Source organism: Acidocella aquatica (assembly GCF_030160635.1).
Taxonomy (GTDB): Bacteria; Pseudomonadota; Alphaproteobacteria; order Acetobacterales; family Acetobacteraceae; genus Acidocella; species Acidocella aquatica.
Genome location: NZ_BSOS01000087.1, coordinates 18,164 through 36,565, shown reverse-complemented (window position 1 = coordinate 36,565; position 18,402 = coordinate 18,164). Strand labels below are relative to the sequence as shown.

Annotated in this window: 18 protein-coding genes; all 18 read left to right on the top strand. The window is 60.2% G+C overall.

Annotated features, from left to right (window positions below; translation table 11 throughout):
• Window positions 1–345: 345 nt before the first annotated feature.
• The 18 genes from QQJ84_RS15085 (at window position 346) to mobF (ending at window position 18,312) form a co-directional block, all read left to right on the top strand.
• Complete coding sequence (locus QQJ84_RS15085; protein WP_284259135.1) at window positions 346–1,083, top strand: LuxR family transcriptional regulator; 738 nt, start codon at window positions 346–348, stop codon at window positions 1,081–1,083.
• A 319-nt stretch (window positions 1,084–1,402) separates the two neighbouring features.
• On the top strand, window positions 1,403–2,017 hold the full coding sequence (locus QQJ84_RS15080; RefSeq protein ID WP_284259134.1) for an acyl-homoserine-lactone synthase: 615 nt from the start codon (window positions 1,403–1,405) through the stop codon (window positions 2,015–2,017).
• Between the two features lie 51 nt (window positions 2,018–2,068).
• On the top strand, window positions 2,069–2,770 hold the full coding sequence (locus tag QQJ84_RS15075; RefSeq protein ID WP_284259133.1) for a lytic transglycosylase domain-containing protein: 702 nt from the start codon (window positions 2,069–2,071) through the stop codon (window positions 2,768–2,770).
• Window positions 2,767–3,129 (top strand): pilin major subunit VirB2, encoded by a 363-nt coding sequence (virB2, locus tag QQJ84_RS15070; protein ID WP_284259132.1) that lies wholly within the window; start codon window positions 2,767–2,769, stop codon window positions 3,127–3,129. Before QQJ84_RS15075 ends, virB2 begins: the two co-directional genes overlap by 4 nt.
• 1 nt (window position 3,130) lies before the next feature.
• Window positions 3,131–3,466: a type IV secretion system protein VirB3 gene (locus tag QQJ84_RS15065; protein WP_284259131.1), complete on the top strand. Its 336-nt coding sequence runs from the start codon at window positions 3,131–3,133 to the stop codon at window positions 3,464–3,466.
• Entirely contained in the window at window positions 3,423–5,843 is a 2,421-nt protein-coding gene (locus QQJ84_RS15060) for a VirB4 family type IV secretion/conjugal transfer ATPase (protein ID WP_284259130.1), read from the top strand. The genes QQJ84_RS15065 and QQJ84_RS15060 overlap by 44 nt, the downstream gene beginning before the upstream one ends.
• A gap of 12 nt (window positions 5,844–5,855) precedes the next feature.
• Window positions 5,856–6,578, top strand: a complete 723-nt coding sequence (locus QQJ84_RS15055) for a type IV secretion system protein (protein WP_284259129.1) — start codon at window positions 5,856–5,858, stop codon at window positions 6,576–6,578.
• Window positions 6,575–6,928: a hypothetical protein gene (locus tag QQJ84_RS15050; RefSeq protein WP_284259128.1), complete on the top strand. Its 354-nt coding sequence runs from the start codon at window positions 6,575–6,577 to the stop codon at window positions 6,926–6,928. Before QQJ84_RS15055 ends, QQJ84_RS15050 begins: the two co-directional genes overlap by 4 nt.
• 8 nt (window positions 6,929–6,936) lie before the next feature.
• Window positions 6,937–7,854 (top strand): type IV secretion system protein, encoded by a 918-nt coding sequence (locus QQJ84_RS15045; RefSeq protein WP_284259127.1) that lies wholly within the window; start codon window positions 6,937–6,939, stop codon window positions 7,852–7,854.
• Complete coding sequence (locus tag QQJ84_RS19520; RefSeq protein ID WP_408862207.1) at window positions 7,851–8,144, top strand: type IV secretion system lipoprotein VirB7; 294 nt, start codon at window positions 7,851–7,853, stop codon at window positions 8,142–8,144. The genes QQJ84_RS15045 and QQJ84_RS19520 overlap by 4 nt, the downstream gene beginning before the upstream one ends.
• A gap of 6 nt (window positions 8,145–8,150) precedes the next feature.
• Entirely contained in the window at window positions 8,151–8,843 is a 693-nt protein-coding gene (locus QQJ84_RS15040) for a type IV secretion system protein VirB8 (RefSeq protein WP_284259126.1), read from the top strand.
• Entirely contained in the window at window positions 8,840–9,766 is a 927-nt protein-coding gene (locus QQJ84_RS15035; protein ID WP_284259125.1) for a TrbG/VirB9 family P-type conjugative transfer protein, read from the top strand. The genes QQJ84_RS15040 and QQJ84_RS15035 overlap by 4 nt, the downstream gene beginning before the upstream one ends.
• A complete protein-coding gene (virB10, locus tag QQJ84_RS15030; protein WP_284259124.1) occupies window positions 9,763–10,929 on the top strand; it encodes a type IV secretion system protein VirB10 in 1,167 nt (388 codons plus the stop codon). The genes QQJ84_RS15035 and virB10 overlap by 4 nt, the downstream gene beginning before the upstream one ends.
• Window positions 10,919–11,959, top strand: coding sequence for a P-type DNA transfer ATPase VirB11 (gene virB11, locus QQJ84_RS15025; protein WP_284259123.1), 1,041 nt, complete (start codon window positions 10,919–10,921; stop codon window positions 11,957–11,959). Before virB10 ends, virB11 begins: the two co-directional genes overlap by 11 nt.
• 3 nt (window positions 11,960–11,962) lie before the next feature.
• On the top strand, window positions 11,963–13,828 hold the full coding sequence (locus QQJ84_RS15020) for a type IV secretory system conjugative DNA transfer family protein (protein ID WP_284259122.1): 1,866 nt from the start codon (window positions 11,963–11,965) through the stop codon (window positions 13,826–13,828).
• A 4-nt stretch (window positions 13,829–13,832) separates the two neighbouring features.
• Window positions 13,833–14,057: a hypothetical protein gene (locus tag QQJ84_RS15015; protein WP_284259121.1), complete on the top strand. Its 225-nt coding sequence runs from the start codon at window positions 13,833–13,835 to the stop codon at window positions 14,055–14,057.
• Window positions 14,058–14,109: 52 nt separating this feature from the next.
• Window positions 14,110–14,517, top strand: a complete 408-nt coding sequence (locus QQJ84_RS15010; RefSeq protein WP_284259120.1) for a hypothetical protein — start codon at window positions 14,110–14,112, stop codon at window positions 14,515–14,517.
• Between the two features lie 51 nt (window positions 14,518–14,568).
• The gene (mobF, locus tag QQJ84_RS15005; RefSeq protein WP_284259119.1) at window positions 14,569–18,312 is read left to right on the top strand and encodes a MobF family relaxase; all 3,744 of its coding nucleotides are present in this window, start codon (window positions 14,569–14,571) and stop codon (window positions 18,310–18,312) included.
• The last annotated feature ends 90 nt before the right edge of the window (window positions 18,313–18,402 follow it).

Here is an 18,402-nt window from a genome sequence, read left to right as displayed (position 1 = left end):
TGCAAACAACAGCTCATTGGCTAGCTCAAACGCTACCGCAATGGCTATCTTATTGGCCTACTCAATGGCTATCTCTAATCTCGCTGGTCTGGTGTGGTATCGGGTTATGTTTCTGCTACAGACCAAGGAATGCTAGCGCATTCGCGAACGATGGTATCTTGAGCGTTACGCGGAGATATTTTTCGCAGCAATGACGTGGTGATGAACAACAGCAGCAGTGCAACCCCCTGAACAACCAAACGCCCATTTGCGCTTCCGGGATATTACCAATATTTCAATTTACGCAAACATTCGTAATGCGGTAGTGCAAAATGCGTTGTCTCCAAATCGACTGGGAGGCTTGTAATGATTGCTAATAACGATGATTGCTACGCAGAGATCGTCACGCAAATTGGCGAAGCCAAGAGCCTTGCCGCAATGCAAAAGATCGCTGGCGAAATATGCACGGTCTACAACCTGGCGAACATTGCCTATCATGCGCTCTATATTCCCGGTGCGAAGGTGTTCAATCCGATCCTACTGCTGACATATGATCCAGGCTGGATCGCACGATACAAGGACAACGACTACTTCAAAATCGATCCGGTGGTTGTGAGTGGCACGAAGAGCTTTTTGCCACTGGATTGGGCAAATCTCGACCGCGAAAGCGCCATTGCACGAAGCTTTTTTGCGGAAGCTGACCGGTATCATGTCGGCAGACAAGGAATAACCTTGCCTGTACGCGGGGGAGGGGGTGAACGCGCCTTATTCACAATCACCTCCAATATGTCGATGAGAGAATGGGACAAGCGCCGGATTGGCTACATGAAAGAGTTCCAGATGATCGCGCATTATATGCATGATCGAATTGTGGAGTTGTCTGGCTATCGAGATACCAAGCCAAAACCATTGTTATCGGCGCGCGAGATGACATGTCTTGAGTTTGCAGCGCAGGGCGCAGCTGTAAAGCAGATCGCAGGTAAGTTAAAAATTACTGACCGGGCCGTTCGTTTATTTTTGAGTTCTGCTTGCGCCAAGCTTGATTGTGCTAACATCCACCAGGCAGTTGCCAAAACCGTCTCACTCGAGATGCTGCGCCCGTAAATTTAAGTAGGCGGTTGCCACCCGACGAAGACCCATCCCCTCAAATCCTCAATCGCTTGAAAACAAGCCCTGTCACGCCTCGTGACCGGGGTGATTTATATTGTCCAGCGCGTAACTCGCCGGCCAAATTCAGATAAAATCTCGATGAATGCGTGATTGATTGCTCGTGTCAAGATTCCGATTCGGAAGATTGCAGGCCTGCTAATCTGGTTTGTAAAAATGAATCCACCGCGTCGGGGACGCTCAGCAATCGCCCCCCCCACCGGCGGTGACCAGACTTCGGCAGTCTAATTATTCACTGAACCTAAGCGGAGCGACGATGATCATAAATTTGAGCCGGGACGATAGGATCGAAAATCCCGCGTTATTCGACCAGATGTTCCAGTCCCGCGCGGCGGTCTTTCATGATCGCCTGGGTTGGGATGTCGTTGTTAAAGACGGTCGTGAAACGGATCGCTATGACGAGGAGGCGGATCCCGTCTATCTCCTCGCGGTTGATGGCGATCAGCGCGTGCACGGTTCGCTGCGGCTGCTTGCCACCACCGGGCCGACGATGCTGCAAGGCGAGTTTAAGCATTTCTTCGATGATGACGTCGACGTGGCGGCACCCACAATCTGGGAATGCACACGATTTTGCGTGCCTCCGATTGTGGGTAGATCCGCCCAAGATGTCGGCACAGTCTCCGCCGAATTACTGATCGGCTTGTGCGAGCTATGCCTGGTGTCGGGCATCGAGTTCGTCGTTGGTGTTTATGAAACGCCGATGACCCGCATCTATGCGCGGATCGGCTGGAGCCCGGAACCGCTGGCGCGCGCACGTCCGGAGATTGGGAACATAACCGCCGGTATCTGGGAGGCGACCCCGGCAGCGCTTTCATCCATGCGTCAACGCCTGTCCGCCCGGATGAGCGGACAGCGGGTTCTGGTGGCGTAGATGGCCGTGAGGCGGGCCAACTATCGGAGATATCGGCTCACCGGTATACTGGTGAGCCTGATCGCGGCAGGCCCGGCGCCAGTCTTCGCCGCGACGTTATCGGATGCGGATTTTGCCGGTCTCGCGGCCCGATGCGCGCCAGGGGTGCCGGAGAGGGTTTTGCGCGGCGTTGCCCGTACGGAGAGCAATTTTTATCCGTGGATGCTGCACGATAACAGCACTCACTTCAGTGCCAGCCCGGCGAGCCTGGCCAACGCCGAGGCTCAGGCGACTGCATGGATCGCCAAGGGGCATTCTGTCGATCTGGGCCTGATGCAAATCAACAGCGCCAATCTGCCCGCGCTGGGGATGACGATCGGCGCGGCGCTCGATCCCTGCGCGTCATTGACGGGCGGTGCGGCGGTGCTGCGGGCCGCTTATGGCTCTGGGCCGGTTGATACCGGGCAACAGGCCGCCCTGCTTATGGCGTTGTCGATCTACAATACCGGCTCACCACTCAAAGGGATCATGAACGGCTATGCGAGGCGCGTGATGCGCCACGCGGACGAGGCGGCATCTGGTTTTTCCGCGTCACCGCTACCGCCTGTCATTGCCCCGGACATGCCACCCGCTTGGGATGTATCGGCCACCGGCAGTTACGCGAGGACACATGGCGCGCCCTGGCTGGTGCCGCTGGGGCTGGATGTCGCCGGGCGAAGCAATGCCGCGGCCGCTGAGGCCGATTCCCAACTCCAAACGATGAGGTCGCCATGATCGACATGATTGCCCCGATGCTTCTTGCACAGGCGCAGATGTTGCGTCTGACTAGATTATGGTCCGTAGCCGCCCGAGCGTGGCCCATGACGTTGCTGGCGGCTATGCTGGGGCTTCCGGCATTTGCCTACGCCCAGACCGTCTCGGGCGGGGCCAGCCCGCAGACGATGATCAATAATGTTTGCACCTTTATCCTGGGGCCGTTTGGCGAGACGATCGCCGTGCTCGGGATTATCGGCATCGGGTTTCTGTTCATGTTTGGCCGGGCGTCGCTGGGGGTTATTGCGGGCATCATAGGCGGCATCGTCATCATGTTCGGCGCTTCCTATCTCGGCCAGACCCTGACCGGGGGCGGTTGAGGTGGAGCCCCTTGAAGCTGACACGCTATATCTCGCGGCAACGAGGCCCGCGATGTTCATGGGCGTACCGCTGAGTCTGGGGGCGATGCTGCTCATGCTGGCTGGGCTGATTGTCGTGATCTTCAAGAACCCGCTTTATTTGACGGTGATGGCGCCGCTCTGGCTGGCGGCGCGGGAGTTGGTGGCGCGGGACTATAACGCTGTCGGTGTTGTGCTGATGTATTTGCGCACCGCTGGCCGGTCAGTTGATGGCAAGAGATGGGGCGGGGCTTCAGTGTCACCGGCACCGGGTCATGGCCGCGCTCGTTACCGGGGCATGCGCGATGTGGGGGGATAGTGCCCGCGCGGAGCGCACCGCCACGCAATATCTGCCCTATGTCGGCCATATCGGGCCGCAAACCTTGCTGCTGGAAGGCGGGGCGCTGCTGGCGATGGGGCATGTTGAGGGCCAGGCATTCGAGCTGGCCGATCATGCGCTGCGTAATGCAAGGCTGCGGCTGCTGAACACGACCTACCGCAATCTCGCCGACGACAATGTAACCATCCATACGCATCTCATCCGCCATGCCGATCTGGGGGCAACACCCGCCCGCCGGTTCCGCTCCGGCTTTGCCCACGCGCTGGACGCCGCATACCGCCACAAGGTGCTGGCAGGCCGGCTGTACCGGAATGATTATTTTATTAGCATGGTGGTCTCGCCGCGCAGCCCGCTGGGGCCCGGCATGGCTAGAAAATGGGCGCAGCTCGGGTGTAAATCCCCAGAAGCAGCGGATGGGCTGGCGCGAGAGTTAGAGGACCAATGGCTTGTTTTGGCCAATGGGCTGGAAGGGTTCAGAGTCCGGCGCCTTGGTGTGTATGAGCGGGATGGGATCGCCTTCTCGGAAATCGCCGAGGCGTTGCGCCTGATTATCACCGGCAGGCCGCTGCCGGTGCCGGTTGTCTCCGGGCATCTTGGTGATTCGATTTACACGGATCGCGTCATTTGCGGGCGTCGGGGCATAGAGATACGCGCGCCGGATAAGAGCTTTTTCGGGACGATTTTCTCCTTTCGGGAATATCCGGCGAAAACCCGGCCTGGGATGCTGAACACGCTGCTCTCCGTGCCGTTCCCCATCGTGCTGGCGCAGTCCTTCGCCTTCGTCACCCGTGCCCAGGCGCAGGATAGGCTGTCTTTGAAATCCGCCCAGATGCTGGGCGCGCAGGACAAGGCGGTCAGCCAGATCGCCGGGTTGGAGGAAGCGGCGGATGCCCTGGCCTCCAATGAATTTGTCATGGGCGCGCATCACCTCTCGCTGGCGGTCTATGGGGATAGTTTAGCGGCGGTAGAGGAGCACGCGGGGCGGGCGCGCGGGCGGTTGGCCGATGCCGGGGCGGTGGTGGTCGAGGAGCGGCTGGGGCTGGAGGCGGCCTTCTGGTCGCAACTCCCGGGTAATCTGGAATGGCGCACGCGGCCCGGGGCAATCAATTCCCGCAATTTTGCTGGGCTGTCGAGCTTTGATAATTTCCCAGCAGGAGAAGAGCGCGGACATTGGGGTGCTGCTATCGCGCGCTTCCGCACGGATGGTGGCACAGCCTATGACTACGTGCCGCATGTTGCCGATGTTGCGATGACGATCATCTTCGGTCCCATAGGCTCGGGCAAGACCGCGCTGCTGATGTTTCTGCTGGCGATGTTCGAGCAATCGATGGTGGAGGAGAATACCCCATCGAGCCGGGCTGGCTCGGTGGTGTTTTTCGACAAGGACCGGGGCGGGGAATTGCTGGTGCGCGCCACGGGCGGCACCTATCTCGAATTGCGGCGTGGTGAGGCGTCTGGCTTGGCACCGCTGCGTGGGCTGAAGGACACCGAAGCCGATCGGGATTTTCTGCGGGGTTGGCTGATCGCGTTAGTGCAAAGTGATGGCAAAGGCGGGCTGAGTCCGGAGGAAGAGAAGCGCCTGGAGCGTGCCATCACCCGGCAGATGAGCATGCCGGAAGAGTTGCGTTCGCTGGCTGGATTGCGGGAATTCCTCGGCCATGCCGATCCGATGGGGCTGGGTCCTCGCCTCGAGAAATGGTGCCGGGGTAATGCGCTGGGCTGGGCGTTCGATGGGGAGCGCGACGAGGTGCGGCTCGATGGCACGATCACCGGCGTCGATATGACCCAGCTGCTGGAGCACGACGAAGTCTGCGCGCCGGCCGGGGCTTATCTGCTCTATCGTGTGACACAAATCCTCGATGGGCGGCGCGTCGTGCTGAGTATCGATGAATTCCGCTTCTACCTTAAAAACCCGCAATTCGCGGCGGTGGTTGATAATCTTTTGTTGACGGTGCGCAAGAGTAATGGCGCGGTGTTTCTGGCGTTGCAGATGCCCGAGCATATTCTGGAAAGCCCGCTGGGGCCGTCGATCGTGGCGCAATGCCAGACGAAGATAATGTTCCCATCACCGACAGCGGATCGGGCCGTTTATATTGACGGCCTCAAATGCACTGAAGGGGAATATCGCGCGGTGCGCGAAGAGATGGCGGTCGGTAAGCGCCGCTTCCTGCTCAAGCGCGAGCAGGCCAGTGTTATTTGCGAATTCGATCTCGGCCAGATGCGCGATTATGTCGCTATACTTTCCGGCCGGGCGAATACCGTGCGCTTTGCAGAAAAACTGCGCCGCGAGCTGGGCGATGAGCCAGACAAATGGCTGCCGGAATTTTTAAGATCCTACCATGACGCCAAGGATTAAGAGGAGGATGATGTGAATCCGAATAGACTTGCATATGTGGTTGTGAGCGCGGGAGTCATGCTGAGCCTCTGCGTGGCGCCAAAGGCCGCCGCGCAAATGGCGGTGATCGACAGCGCCAATCTGGGCCAGAACATCCAGACTGCGGCGCAATCAGTCATCGCGGTGGAGCAGCTCAAGGCGCAATTGTCGCAGCTTGAGCAGACCTATCAGATGTTCACCAACCCCACCAATGTCATGGGCATGGCGGCTGGAATGGAGAACCAGTCGATCGAAAACCCAATGCCCATGGCGAACGCGATGGCGGGGCTGGTCGGAGGAACAACCGCGCCGTCCGGTGCGGCCGCAAGTTATTATAACCAGAGCCATGTTTATGCACCAACGGATGGTTCGGCCGCGAGTGCGCAGTTGAACGCCAATGGCAATGCCATCGCGAATATCGAAGGCATTGCATCGACGAATCTCGCCGCGATTCAACAGCGCATGCAGGATTTGCCGAATCTGGAATCGGATTTGAACGCTGCCACATCGATCACCCAGGTTGATGCGATCAATGGCCGCATCGCGGCGGAATCGCAATTCGTTCAGGCGCAGCAGGCCCAGGCGCAAAACCTTCAGGTGCTGGCGAGCGAGCAGGCATCGTCGCAGCAACAGCAGCAGCAAGAGCATTTCGATCAGGATCAGACCAACCTTGTGAGCGAATTACAATCCGATGCCGCTGCAAATGGAGGGCAATGATGATTTATCCATCCAGATTGCAGATCATAATTGGCGTGGCCGTTATCATTGCCGAGACTGGCGTGATTTTAGGTGTTGATTTTAACATGCGCTCGTCCAGAAATGCGGCACCGGGCCAGGCGAGAATGTCAGTTCCCGCTGCCGACGTGCATACAGCGAGTTGGTATGTCGCACATCCCGCCATCGCCAAATCGGATGAGGCGCGGTGTGGGGACAACGCCGCTTCAATATCGCAGGCGGCCTGTCAAAATGTTGAATCTGCCGAGGAGCAATTGCTTGCCGATGAGATGCATCGGGCTGCCATGTCGAATAGCGCCAACGCTAAACCAAACGCAGCTCCGGCACCATGAGGTAGAAAATGGCCAGCGCTGACAATTATGCGCCGTTTTACACTTTTGATCAGATTATCCAGGCGCCGTTTACCAGCAGCCTGGAGACAACGGTCAACGCGGCAATGTCAGCTGTGCAGGGACCGCTAACCGCACTGGTTGTGCTGTGGATCATAGTCACGGGCATTCTGGTTATGCGCGGCGACGTCGGAGTTCGCCAGGGGGTCAGCAGGATTATTACCATCAGTCTGGTCATTGCAATTTTGATGTCCACGACACTCTATGACCAATATATCGTGAGCTTCTTCACGGCGGGCTTGCCGAATTACTTTGCTTCGTCATTCCTGGGTGTGACCGGAACGGCACCGGCAGCGCATCAGTTTGACGCGCTTTGGAATTCCGCGTCAGAAGTTTTTGCGATTGCCGAAAATCATATGAATTTTTTGAATGTGCTTTATTCGGTGCAATTGGCGATCTTGCAGAGCCTTATGGTATTCCCCATTGGTCTGGTGTTCTTGATCTACGAATCGACAAGGATTTTGACGGATATTGTTGTGTGCCTGGGGCCGTTTGTTCTCTCGGGATATTTATTCAGCGCAACACGTGGCGTGGCTGACCGATTTATCGGCAAGCTGATCGGTTTGATGATTTTGACGCTGTTGGTTGATATTGTGCTCGCGATTATCATCAATGGCTTCGTCACCTACGTGAACAGCACGTTGGGGAATGTCGCGATTGCATCGAAGCCGGAAGCCATTTTGATTTGTACGCAACTCGTCATCTTTCTGGCGATTGGTAGCCTGATCACCTGCTTCTTGCCCGGGATCGCCGCTTATATCGGCGGCGGAATTTCCGTCAGCCCGCTAGCCATGGCCGCCTCGGCAACGCAAGCGGGGCGTATCGTTCAATCTTCACGGGGTAAATCAAACACAGGATTGGTCCGATGATCAGCAATGCTCGTCTTGTTCCATATTTTGCCGAGGGTGCAAGTTGCGCCTTTTGGGGGTGGATTCTCTACCGGCGGTTCGTGTCCTCAAAACCGCTTCCGGGTATTTTGGGATTCGCGGGAAAATTCATCAAATTTTGTCTCGTTCTCATCACCTTCGGGCTTCTCGCCGGATGTTCTAATTCCGATCCTCTTGCCGTGGCGTCCGGGCCGCTCTTTGTGCTGAATGCGGGGCACTGGCAGCCGACACCGCAGGATTTGGCCGCCCCTCCCAAGGTTGCGGACCGGTAGGGCGTGATGGATCAGAACTCCGGCACATTCCCTCTCGCGCCCGCCATGCTGGATAAGCATTACAGGGAGGTTTTGTCGTTTCAGGAAGCGCGGGCGCGCTCGGCGCGACTACTCTCCAAAGGCGCGCTGGTGGCGTTCGCTGTTTCCATGCTCGCGAATCTGGGGCTGGCATGGGCGGTGGCCTCGATGTTGCCATTGACCAAATTGGTGCCGGTGTATTTTCTCATTCGCCCGGATGGCACGATCGATAATTCAGTCGCGCTTTCAACCTTGCCGGCCTCCACGCATCAAGCGGTGATCCGCGCGGCCCTCTGGCAATATGTGCAGATGCGCGAAGGTTATTCCTATGATACCGCTCGCTACCGCTATGACATCGTCTCCGGCATGTCGGATGCCGCGACAAAAGCCGCCTATCAGGCGTGGTTCAATTATCCCAACCCGCAATCCCCGCAGGTGACCATCGGCAAGAATGGCGTCGTGACCGTGGAGCCGATTTCAGTGGCGCTGATCGGTCCTGGCGTGGCGCAAGTGCGTTACCAGCGGATCTTTGAGGCGGGCATGAATACCGCTGTTACGACCACCTGGACCGCAACGGAGCAATTCGAGCAGGTCGATACGATGCCTGATGCCGAACGGCTGGATGATCCTGGCGGCATCATCATTACAAGCTACCAGAACGAAGAGGATACAGCGCCATGAGACGAGCTTTTGCGTTGGTGCTCGTGGTTGGTGTGACAAGTATGGTGATGGCGCGCGGCGCCTATGCTGATCAAACGCCGGATGCGGGCCATTATGACAGCCGGATGCGCTATGTCGCCTACAATCCGGGCCAGGTGGTGCATCTATCGACGATCATCGGCGCGACGATGGTGGTGAGCTTTGCGCCGGATGAAACGGTCACCTCGGTGGCGGAGACGGACAGCCTGCATCTGGCGGCGGTGCCGAAGGGAAATTACCTGTTCCTCAAGCCGAGCGCCGCGCTCGAATTGCAGCCGATCATCGTGCTCACCCAGCGCCAGGATGGCGCGCTCCGACGCTATGTCTTCGAGATCGAGACCGTGAACGCCCCGAGCACGGCGGATGGGGCTGCAGGTGTGTTCTACTCGGTGCAGTTCACCTATCCGGCGGATGCGGCCAAAGCGGCGGCGGCGCGTGCAGCTGCCGATGCCAAAAAGGTGGAGGCGCTCAACCGGCTGGCTTTGGCGCGGGCGACACAAACCGCCGCACAGGCGGCATTCCAGACTGAGCAGAGCAACCCTTATGCCGGGCCGCGCAATTACAAATACGTCGCACGTGGAGACCGCTCGCTGGCACCCTTAGCAGTGTGGGATAATGGCTATTCCACGCTACTGCAATTTGCAGGCAACGCCCGCATCCCCTCGATCTTCGTGATTGACCCGGATGGGAAGGAGGCCACGGCCAGCTACGCGGTCCGCGGCGATATCGTGCAGCTCGACCAGACCGCACGGGAATGGCACCTGCGCGATGGCGGCACGGTCCTGGATATTTACAATCTCGGCTACCAGTCGGTGGGTGGTAATCCTGAGACCGGGACGACCAGCCCGGATGTGTCGCGCGTTGTCGTGCCGCCGGGTAACAGTATGCCGGGAGCGAAGCCATGAGCGGGCAAGCGCCCAACGGGCCGGAGGTGAGGAGCCGGAGCGATCAGGCGGCAGCCTCGCCGGTGGAGGATGGCCGTTCGCCCGTCGCGGGCACGCCGCGCCGGGAGCTGACAACCGGCACCAAGCTCGGCATTCTGGCGCTGGTGGCGGTTTTGGGGCTGGGCTTCATCTGGTTCAATGCGCTGTTCAGCCATAAGCGGGCGGACCAGCAAAAAATCATTCCAGCGGCATATACGAATGGCGGCGAAGTTTTTAACGGGCCACCGGACGCGGTCATGAAGCCCGCCGCGCAAAATTTGCCGGCGCCAGCCAATACAACAACGGGATTGTTGGACGCACCCGCGCAAGCCTCGCCTGCTGCGGCGCCGATCCTGGCCTTCTCCGGACCATCGGTGCCGGTTCCCAACCAGCCGGCCTCCTTGAGCGCCAGTCAGCCGGGCGCCACGGCGGCGGCGGCGATGCCGGATAATTCCCCCTTGGCGGCCCGGCTGAAGCCCACGGTTCTCGATGGCGAGCAGGCCACGGTTATGCAACATCCGGACATGGTGATCACCGAGGGCACGATGATCCCGTGCACGCTGCAAACCGCCATCGATAGCCAGCTTCCCGGCCTCGTTACCTGCGTTGTGCCAATCGACATTCGAGGGGCTACCGGAAATGTCGTTCTGCTTGATCGCGGCACAAAAATTGTCGGTCAAATGGAGAACGGTCTCTTGCAAGGCCAGAACCGGGTGTTCGTTGATTGGACCCGTGCAGAGACGCCGGATCATGTCATTGTTAAGCTGGATTCGCCGGGTTCCGACGATCTCGGGCGAGCGGGTTTACCGGGCGCGGTCAACAACCATTTCTGGGACCGGTTCGGCGGGGCGTTAATGCTGACCCTGGTGCAAGGCGGGCTGCAGGCCGGAACTCTGGCGGCGGCGGGGAATGGCAGCGGTAATTCGACGTCGCAGCAGACGGCACTCGGCTTTGTGTATGCCGCACAGAGCAATGGGCAGTCGGTTGCCAACACCGCCCTGGCAAACTCCATCAACATTCCGCCGACGCTGACCAAGAACCAGGGTGATACCGTGTCGCTGATCGTGGCGCATGATCTGGATTTTTCCAGCGTGTACCGGTTGCGGCTCGACGATACCGGCGTGGAGACGGGCAATGGCGGGTGAGGCGGCGCGTTTGCTAACATATCTGATGCAACCGCTGGCACCCTGGCTGGATGATCCCGCCACGGAAGAAATCTGCATCAACCGTCCGGGAGAGCTATTTGTCCGACAGCGCGGTCAGTTTCGTGTGGAAGCCGTGTTGCTCGATTATGCAGCCCTCGAGGATATCGCGACGCTGGCCGGAGCGCTGCGCAAGCAAGATGTCGGACCGCGCAGCCCGCTTTGCGCCACCGAATTGCCCGGCGGGGAGCGGCTGCAAATCTGCATGCCGCCCGCCGTTCCGGCTGGTACGCTCAGCATCACCATCCGCAAGCCGGGAGGCTCGGTGGCACCGCTCGACTCGCTGGTGAGCCGTTACCAGGTGGCGGGCTGGAATAACTGGGCCAGCCGCAAAGAGGCGGCGCAGCGGGACTTTGCCGCCTTGCTTGCCCTCTATGATGCTGGTGACATCAAAACCTTCTTGGAGCGCGCGGTGCAGGCGCGGCTCACCATCCTGCTGTGCGGTGCTACCGGATCGGGCAAGACGACGATGAGTAAAACCCTCATCAGCGCCATCCCGTCGCAGGAGCGGCTGATCACCATCGAGGACACGCTGGAGCTGGTCATCCCCCAGCCCAATCATGTCCGGTTGCTATATGCCAAGGATAATATCGGCTTGGCGCGGGTGACACCGGAGATGTTATTGCAAGCCAGCCTGCGCATGAAGCCAGATCGGATCCTATTGCAGGAGCTGCGTGACGATGCGGCCTGGACCTATATCAACGAGATCGTCTCCGGGCATCCCGGCTCAATCACCACCATCCATGGGCGTAATCCCGAGCAGGCTTTCAGGCGGTTGTTTGCCCTGGTGAAGGGCAGCCCGCAGGGTGGGAGGTGGGATGACAGGACGTTGATGGAGTTTTTATCCGCAGCCGTCGATCTGATCATTCCATTCCACAATGAGGGCGCGGTCTACGAGATCGGCGAAGTGTGGTTTGCGGCTGACGCTGCGCGCCGTGGTGAGAGTGCTGCGCATTTGTTGCGGGCGGCCTGAGTCATGAGCATCACCATCTCAGAGCAAACCGGCCAACTCATTGTCAAAGCAGGTTTTGGCTTTATCCTGGTGTTAATCGCCTGGACCGTGGTGGCGTCCTTCGTGTTTTTGTTCGGGACCGGGCTGCTGCATGAGTTTCCGCATCCATTCTGGCAATGGTGGCTATATGCGTTGAATTTTGATGGCAATCCGCGTGTGGCGCTCTGGCTCAAAATCAGTGCCGGGGTGGGTGCCGTGCCACCAATGCTGATGATCACGGCACTCATCTATCGCGGCCAGCAAGTGGTGGGGCCAAAACTCCGGCGGCCACTCTTTGGCGGTATCGTCAAATCGCCGCTGGCGGTGACTGATAATCATGGTCGCGCCGCGTGGATGACGATGGTGGAAGCGCGCGAGCGGTTCCCCGGCGCGCACCCGACCTTTGGCGGCATTGTCGTCGGCGAGGCGTATCGCGTTGATCAGGACAAAATTGCGGCCCGGCGGTTTGATCCTGAAAACGCCAAAACCTGGGGACAGGGTGGCCAGGCAGCGCTATTAATCGATCCGTGCCGAGAGGGGCCAACGCATTCGCTAATGGTCATTGGCAGTGGCGGCTACAAGACTACGACGGCAGTCTCGACTTTGCTCCATTGGACTGGCTCGGCGGTCATTCTTGATCCCGCCGGAGAGATCGCGCCGATGTTGCGGGACGCGCGCAAGGCGATGGGGCAGGCGGTGTATGAGCTCGATCTAAGAACAGATACCGGCTTCAATGTGCTGGACTGGATTGACATCGCCTCGCCGCTGGCTGCCACCAATATTGATTCCGTCGTTGCCTGGGTGTGCGGGGATACCAAGCCAGCGGCCAGAAAAGATGATTTTTTCGACAGCATGGCGCGCAATGTGGTGCGCTGTTTTTTGGCCCATATTTTATTCGACGAGACAGCGCCGCAAAAAATCAAAACCTTGCGCGCAGTACGCAGGGCGATCGCTATGCCAGTTAACGAGGTCCGCGCCGTGTTGCGGGGGATCTTCGAGGCCAGCCCCAGTGCCTATGCGCGCCAACTCGCTGGGCCGGTTTGCGGGCTGGTCGACGAGACGTTCAGTGGGGTGGTCGGTAGTGCCGCCGAGTTGACAACTTGGCTCGCCAATCCGGCGTTTGCCAATCTCGTTTGTGGGAATAGTTTTAAGACCTCGGCCTTGCTGGATGGCAAGGTGACGATATTCCTCAAAATGCCGTTGAAGGCGCTGGAAACGGAGCCCGGGATATCGCGCACCATCATCGGTGCGCTGCTGAATGCGGTCTACGAGGCCGATGGCGCGATGCAGGGCCGGGTACTGTTCCTGCTCGATGAGGCGGCGCGGCTTGGTTATATGAAAATCTTGGAAACTGCGCGGGATGCGGGGCGCAAATACGGCATCACCATGCAGCTACTTTATCAATCGAGTGGGCAGATCGTCGAACAATGGGGCGAACAGGGCAAACGCTCCTGGTATGACGGCGTATCCTATCGTTGCTATGCGGCGGTGCAGGATCTCGATACGGCCACTGAGCTGGAAAATTCCTTTGGCACCTATGGGGTAATGGCAAGTTCCGAGGGGATGAATACCGGCAAATCCGGTAAGGCGATGCAATCATCCTCGCTGTCGCGTGGTTCAAATATTTCCTATCATGAGATCGGCCGGCCGCTGATCCGCAAGGCGGAGCTGATGCATGACGTGCGTGATGACGAGATGTTTGTCCTGGCGCGCGGCATGGCCCCGTTGCGCTGCGGGCGGGCGATTTATTTCCGCAGACCCGAGATGCGGGCGCTTGTCGCGGAAAACCGCTTCCACAAGCCGGGGTATCAGACCGGCACCAACCAGCAATCAAACCAACAAGGAGTATGAACCGATGTCAGAAATAGACGCCGATCTCGACCGCGCCGCCGCCGCGTACTGGCTTTCGGTGGCGAGTAAATCCACACCGGAGAAGAATGCCGCCCTGGCCCGGGCAGCGAGCCTGCTGCGCGATGCACGGGCGGAGGCGCGTATCCCTGACAGCGCGCGCCAGCCAACGCTCAATGATCTGGAAGCACCGCCCCTGGAGGTGCCGCATAGGCGGCGGCTGACGCCATGAAAACTCGTTCTGATTCCGTGCCGGTTTGCCGTAGCGCCGTCTCGCTTGTTTGATGGAAAGTCTGAACGACAAGGCGAATCGTAGAGGCTCGGCCGTATCTTCGCATTTGTCCCTGGAGGCAATTGCCACGCGGCTGGCCGCACTTGATGCCGGACAAGCGGCGATGAATGGCGCGCTGGGGTTGATGCTTGACACGTTGCACGTTCAGACCACGATGCTGCGCAAGCTCAGTGAGTTTGCCGCCGCGGATTCAGCACCATCGCCGCTGCTTAAAACCTTGCAGGGTCTGACTGAGGCGATCATGGATCTGGATGCATCGGTCGGCGATGTGGAACGCAAATTCGACGGGCTGGCGCTGGTTCTGCGCGTGGCCTTTGGCGTGCCGCCCGGCGAAGCACCGCCGGATCATAACGGGCCGGAATGGCCACAGAGTCCGGCCATGGATGGTGAGGGCGGCTGAATGCTGACCTATCGCACCGGGGCGGCGGGAGCGCCGGCTGCGGCGAGGTTCATGAGCGAACATTTATTGCAGCAGACCTTGTCGCCCGAGATGGCGGCGATGGCGGAATATTACGAGCAGGGCGTGACGCCGCCAACGCTCGCCGATGCGGCCGCGTCGCGCTACGGCCGGTTCACGGCCGGTGGCACTCCTTTGGTGGCGGATACGCTGGATGGGCTGGTGCGGGTGGAAGCGGAACGCCTTGCCGAAAGCGGCGCTGCAATAGCCACGGGCGCGGATAATGGGCTGGATGAACTGATTTTGCGGGCTTTGGCGGCCTTTGCGGCGGCGGGGCTGGTGGGCCGTGAAGAAGCGCTGGGCCGTCTGGCTCGGCGGTCTGGGGCGAGACCAACCAGAGACGGGGGCGGTGAGGGGACAGACGACAAAGAGAGACACTTGGACGCTGCGATGGCCGAGGCCGCCATCGCGCCAGATCGTAGCAGTGCGACGGCAACGCCGCGGCGGGATATGAACCCGCTGCTGGCGCGGCGGTTAGGAATCGAGCTGCGACGCGGGCTGAAGCCGGATGAGGTGGCGTGCCTGCTGAACGGCCAGCGCGCGGATGGCGGCACCATCGAGGGCCGGGTGCAGCGCGCCTCGAGCCTGCCGCTGGCGCAGATTTTTGGCTTGGATGCAGCACGGGTGCCAACGCCCGAAGAATTGGCGCGGATGCTGGCGGGGCGGAAGGTCAATGGTGAGCCGTTGTCCGCTGAGGAGCCCGAGCGGGTGGTAAGGCGTTTGCTCTCGAGCCTGGGCGTCAAAGACAAAACGCCTTCCCCCGAACAGCGGACGCATATTCTGGCCGGGCGTGATGCCGAGGGGCGGGGGTTAAGTGCCCGCCAATACCGGACCATTCTTGAAGCCGCCAAGATGCGGATTGGCTATATCGATCTGACCTTCTCCGCGCCCAAATCCCTCTCCATCGCCTGGGCCTTCGCGCCCACCAAAGCCGAACAGGCGATGCTGCATCAGGCGCACCGAGACGCCATCGACAATGTCATGACCACCATTGAGGGGGAGATTGGCCGCGCTTCAATCGGGGATGCGGCTAAACGGGGTTATGAGGCCGGTTCCATCGGCTGGGTATCCTTCGATCATTACGCGGCCCGGCCCACGGTTGAGATCGTGCGGGAAGACGAGCACGGCCAGCCGGTCACTGAGCTGCATACGCTGACCGGCACGCAAGGCCGTGCGCCGGGCGACATGCAGATGCACACCCATGTTGCCGTCTTCAACATCGTGGAGACGCCGAGCGGGCGAGTGGGCAGCATCAACCTCGCCTTGCTCGAAGGGCGAATCCATGAATGGGGCGCGCTGTATCAGGCCTATCTCGCCAATCATCTGCGCGCCGATGGCGTCGCGGTGGAGCTCGATGCCCGCACGGAAATGGCCAAGCTCTCAGCTGTGCCGGAAAGCATCGTGGCGCAGTTCAGCAAGCGGACAGCAAGCGGCACGGACGCGGCGCGGGAATATGCGCGGGCGCAAGGGCTTGAGTGGGATGATCTCGCGCCCGCCCGGAAAATCGCCCTGCTCAAATCCGGGGTACAGAACCCGCGCGAGGCCAAAAGCGATGATGTTAGCGACCTCGCTGCCTGGCGAGCGACGGCGACGCGGCTGGGTTATGAGCACCGGAGCGTGCTGCGTCCGGATGGTGTCATGCCTCTCCCCAGCCGTGAGCAGCGGCTGGAGACCGCCTTCCAGGCCGCTTTGCCGTTGCTGGCCAAGCAATTCGACCGGCGGGCTGTGATTGATGGTGCAGATGCCCGGATCGCCGCCGCCAAGGGGCTGATCGCCGCGGGGATTGGGGAGGCCCGCGATGTCGACGCCATCACACAGGCTTTCCGCGAACGGGGTGTTCAGCGCCGGGGTGAGGACGCCGCGTTGATCTGGGGGCGTGTTCCGGGGCGGCAGGGCAGGGACCGGGTGGCGGTAACAACGACGCTCGAGGTTCGGGAGGAACAGACACTCGTTGAGGCGGCGCGGGCTGGGGCGCACGACCGCTCTGCCGCGCTCTCGCGCAAAGCCATCGCGACGGCTGTGGCCTCATTCCCGGAGATCGATTTTACAAGTGCGCATGGCCGGGCGCAGCGGCGGATCATCGATCAGCTGGGCACTGGCGGGCGGGTGGGGCTCGCCATAGGCGTGGCGGGCTCCGGCAAGAGCACATTATTGAAGCCGTTGGTTCGGGCCTGGCAGGCGGATGGCAGGGTGGTCCATGGCATCGCCCTGGCGTGGCGGCAGTCGGATGATCTGGCGGAAGCCGGGATAGCGGCCGCGAATACCCGCGCTGTGACGGCGTTCCTGCGGGATTTGGAGCGGGGAAAGCTGGTCCTCGGCCGCAAATCCGTGGTGGTCGTTGATGAGGTGGGGTTGCTTGGCACACGTCAACTGAACGCGATCATGGCGGCGCAGGCGGAGAAGGGCTTCCAACTGGTCATGATTGGTGACCCTAAGCAGATGCAGGCGGTGGAGGCCGGGCCGGTGATCGAGCTGCTGCGCCAGGCCCTGGGCGCCGAAAAGGTGCCGGAATTGGGCTCTTCGGTCAGGCAAAAGGCGGCGGACGAGCGCGAGACCGTGCTGATGTTCCGCAATGGCCAGACAGAAGAGGCCGTACGCCGGAAGGATGCAAACGGCACGTTGCAGGTTGTGCCGGGCGGATATGAAGAGGCGGTGGCGCAAACGGCTTACCTATGGCGGCAGCGGCTTGAGGCGAACCGGGATCGGCCAGACTTCAGCATTTCGGTGAGCGCGCCGAGTAACGCGGAAGCGCATGACATCAGCCTGGCCATCCGCCAGCAGCGCCGGACCATGGGAGAAATTGGGGCGAATCAAATCACGATCAAAGCCACCTATGGCGCGGGAGAGCGGGACTATGAGTTGGCACTCGCCGTGGGAGATCGGGTGCGCCTGTTCCGGCGTACAAATGCAAAATTCATAGAGACCGGCACGGTCGGGAATATCGGTCGCAACGGGTCAGTGCTGGAAATTATAGCCCTCGACGCCGCCGGCCTGACCTTGAGAAATGGTGCGGGCAGGGAGGGGGCGGTCGCCTGGGATACACTGCGCGATGAGGCCAGCGGCAGAGTTCAGTTGGCCTATGGTGATGCGCTGACCACAAATACCGCGCAGGGAACCACTGTCACGGAGCATATCCATGCGATGCCCGCCGGCACGAAACTGGTCTCGGCGTTTGGGGCCTATACATCGGGAAGCCGGCATCGAGAGCAGAGTTTTATCGTGACATCGGAGGGGGCGGAGCGGGCTGAGGTGATTGCGCGGAGGCCTTTGGGCGACCGGCGCGAGATTGGGCGCGGTGATCTGTTGCACAATATCATCCGCAATTTTGCGCAAACGCCGGAGAAGGAAGCGGCGCTGGCATTGATCGATCGTGCCGTTGGCCTGCGGCGTGGCGCGGTCCAGGCAATGCAGAGGGTTCACCGCGCAGCGGAAGTGCGCGGGGGCGGCCTGGAGCAGGCTTCGGTGCTGCGAGAACGGATATTAAGCCTCAGGATGGCGCAGGCACTTGAAGAGAAGTTGCCTGCTTTGGCGGCGCAATTGGGCCGTCATGGAGAGGCATTGGCGCGTGTTGCCCGTGTCTGCGCGCATGTGGCGGAACTTCTGGCCAAGGTGGCCCGTCGCCCGTTGGTCAGTAGCCAACTCGACGCGGAATTCTGGCATCGGGTTGGCCAGCGAGGCCAAGATTTGCAGGATGTCTATATGGAGCAACGAAAGCAAACGCGGAGGCATGGCAGATAATGCTTATCCCACGATCGAAGGACCTTTGTATCACTCAGCATAGACCTGGAGTCACGCCTGCCTGTACGGCCAACCCCCAACAACGTTGTG

Bases quoted from the DNA above. Each gene is read 5' to 3' on its own strand.
- QQJ84_RS15045 (WP_284259127.1), top strand. From the start codon at position 6,937: ATGGCCAGCGCTGACAATTATGCGCCGTTTTACACTTTTGATCAGATT.
- virB10 (WP_284259124.1), top strand. From the start codon at position 9,763: ATGAGCGGGCAAGCGCCCAACGGGCCGGAGGTGAGGAGCCGGAGCGAT.
- QQJ84_RS15015 (WP_284259121.1), top strand. From the start codon at position 13,833: ATGTCAGAAATAGACGCCGATCTCGACCGCGCCGCCGCCGCGTACTGG.
- virB2 (WP_284259132.1), top strand. From the start codon at position 2,767: ATGATCGACATGATTGCCCCGATGCTTCTTGCACAGGCGCAGATGTTG.
- QQJ84_RS15085 (WP_284259135.1), top strand. From the start codon at position 346: ATGATTGCTAATAACGATGATTGCTACGCAGAGATCGTCACGCAAATT.
- QQJ84_RS15010 (WP_284259120.1), top strand. From the start codon at position 14,110: ATGGAAAGTCTGAACGACAAGGCGAATCGTAGAGGCTCGGCCGTATCT.
- QQJ84_RS15080 (WP_284259134.1), top strand. From the start codon at position 1,403: ATGATCATAAATTTGAGCCGGGACGATAGGATCGAAAATCCCGCGTTA.
- QQJ84_RS15060 (WP_284259130.1), top strand. From the start codon at position 3,423: ATGGCCGCGCTCGTTACCGGGGCATGCGCGATGTGGGGGGATAGTGCC.
- QQJ84_RS15050 (WP_284259128.1), top strand. From the start codon at position 6,575: ATGATGATTTATCCATCCAGATTGCAGATCATAATTGGCGTGGCCGTT.
- virB11 (WP_284259123.1), top strand. From the start codon at position 10,919: ATGGCGGGTGAGGCGGCGCGTTTGCTAACATATCTGATGCAACCGCTG.
- QQJ84_RS15020 (WP_284259122.1), top strand. From the start codon at position 11,963: ATGAGCATCACCATCTCAGAGCAAACCGGCCAACTCATTGTCAAAGCA.
- QQJ84_RS15035 (WP_284259125.1), top strand. From the start codon at position 8,840: ATGAGACGAGCTTTTGCGTTGGTGCTCGTGGTTGGTGTGACAAGTATG.
- QQJ84_RS15040 (WP_284259126.1), top strand. From the start codon at position 8,151: ATGGATCAGAACTCCGGCACATTCCCTCTCGCGCCCGCCATGCTGGAT.
- mobF (WP_284259119.1), top strand. From the start codon at position 14,569: ATGAGCGAACATTTATTGCAGCAGACCTTGTCGCCCGAGATGGCGGCG.
- QQJ84_RS19520 (WP_408862207.1), top strand. From the start codon at position 7,851: ATGATCAGCAATGCTCGTCTTGTTCCATATTTTGCCGAGGGTGCAAGT.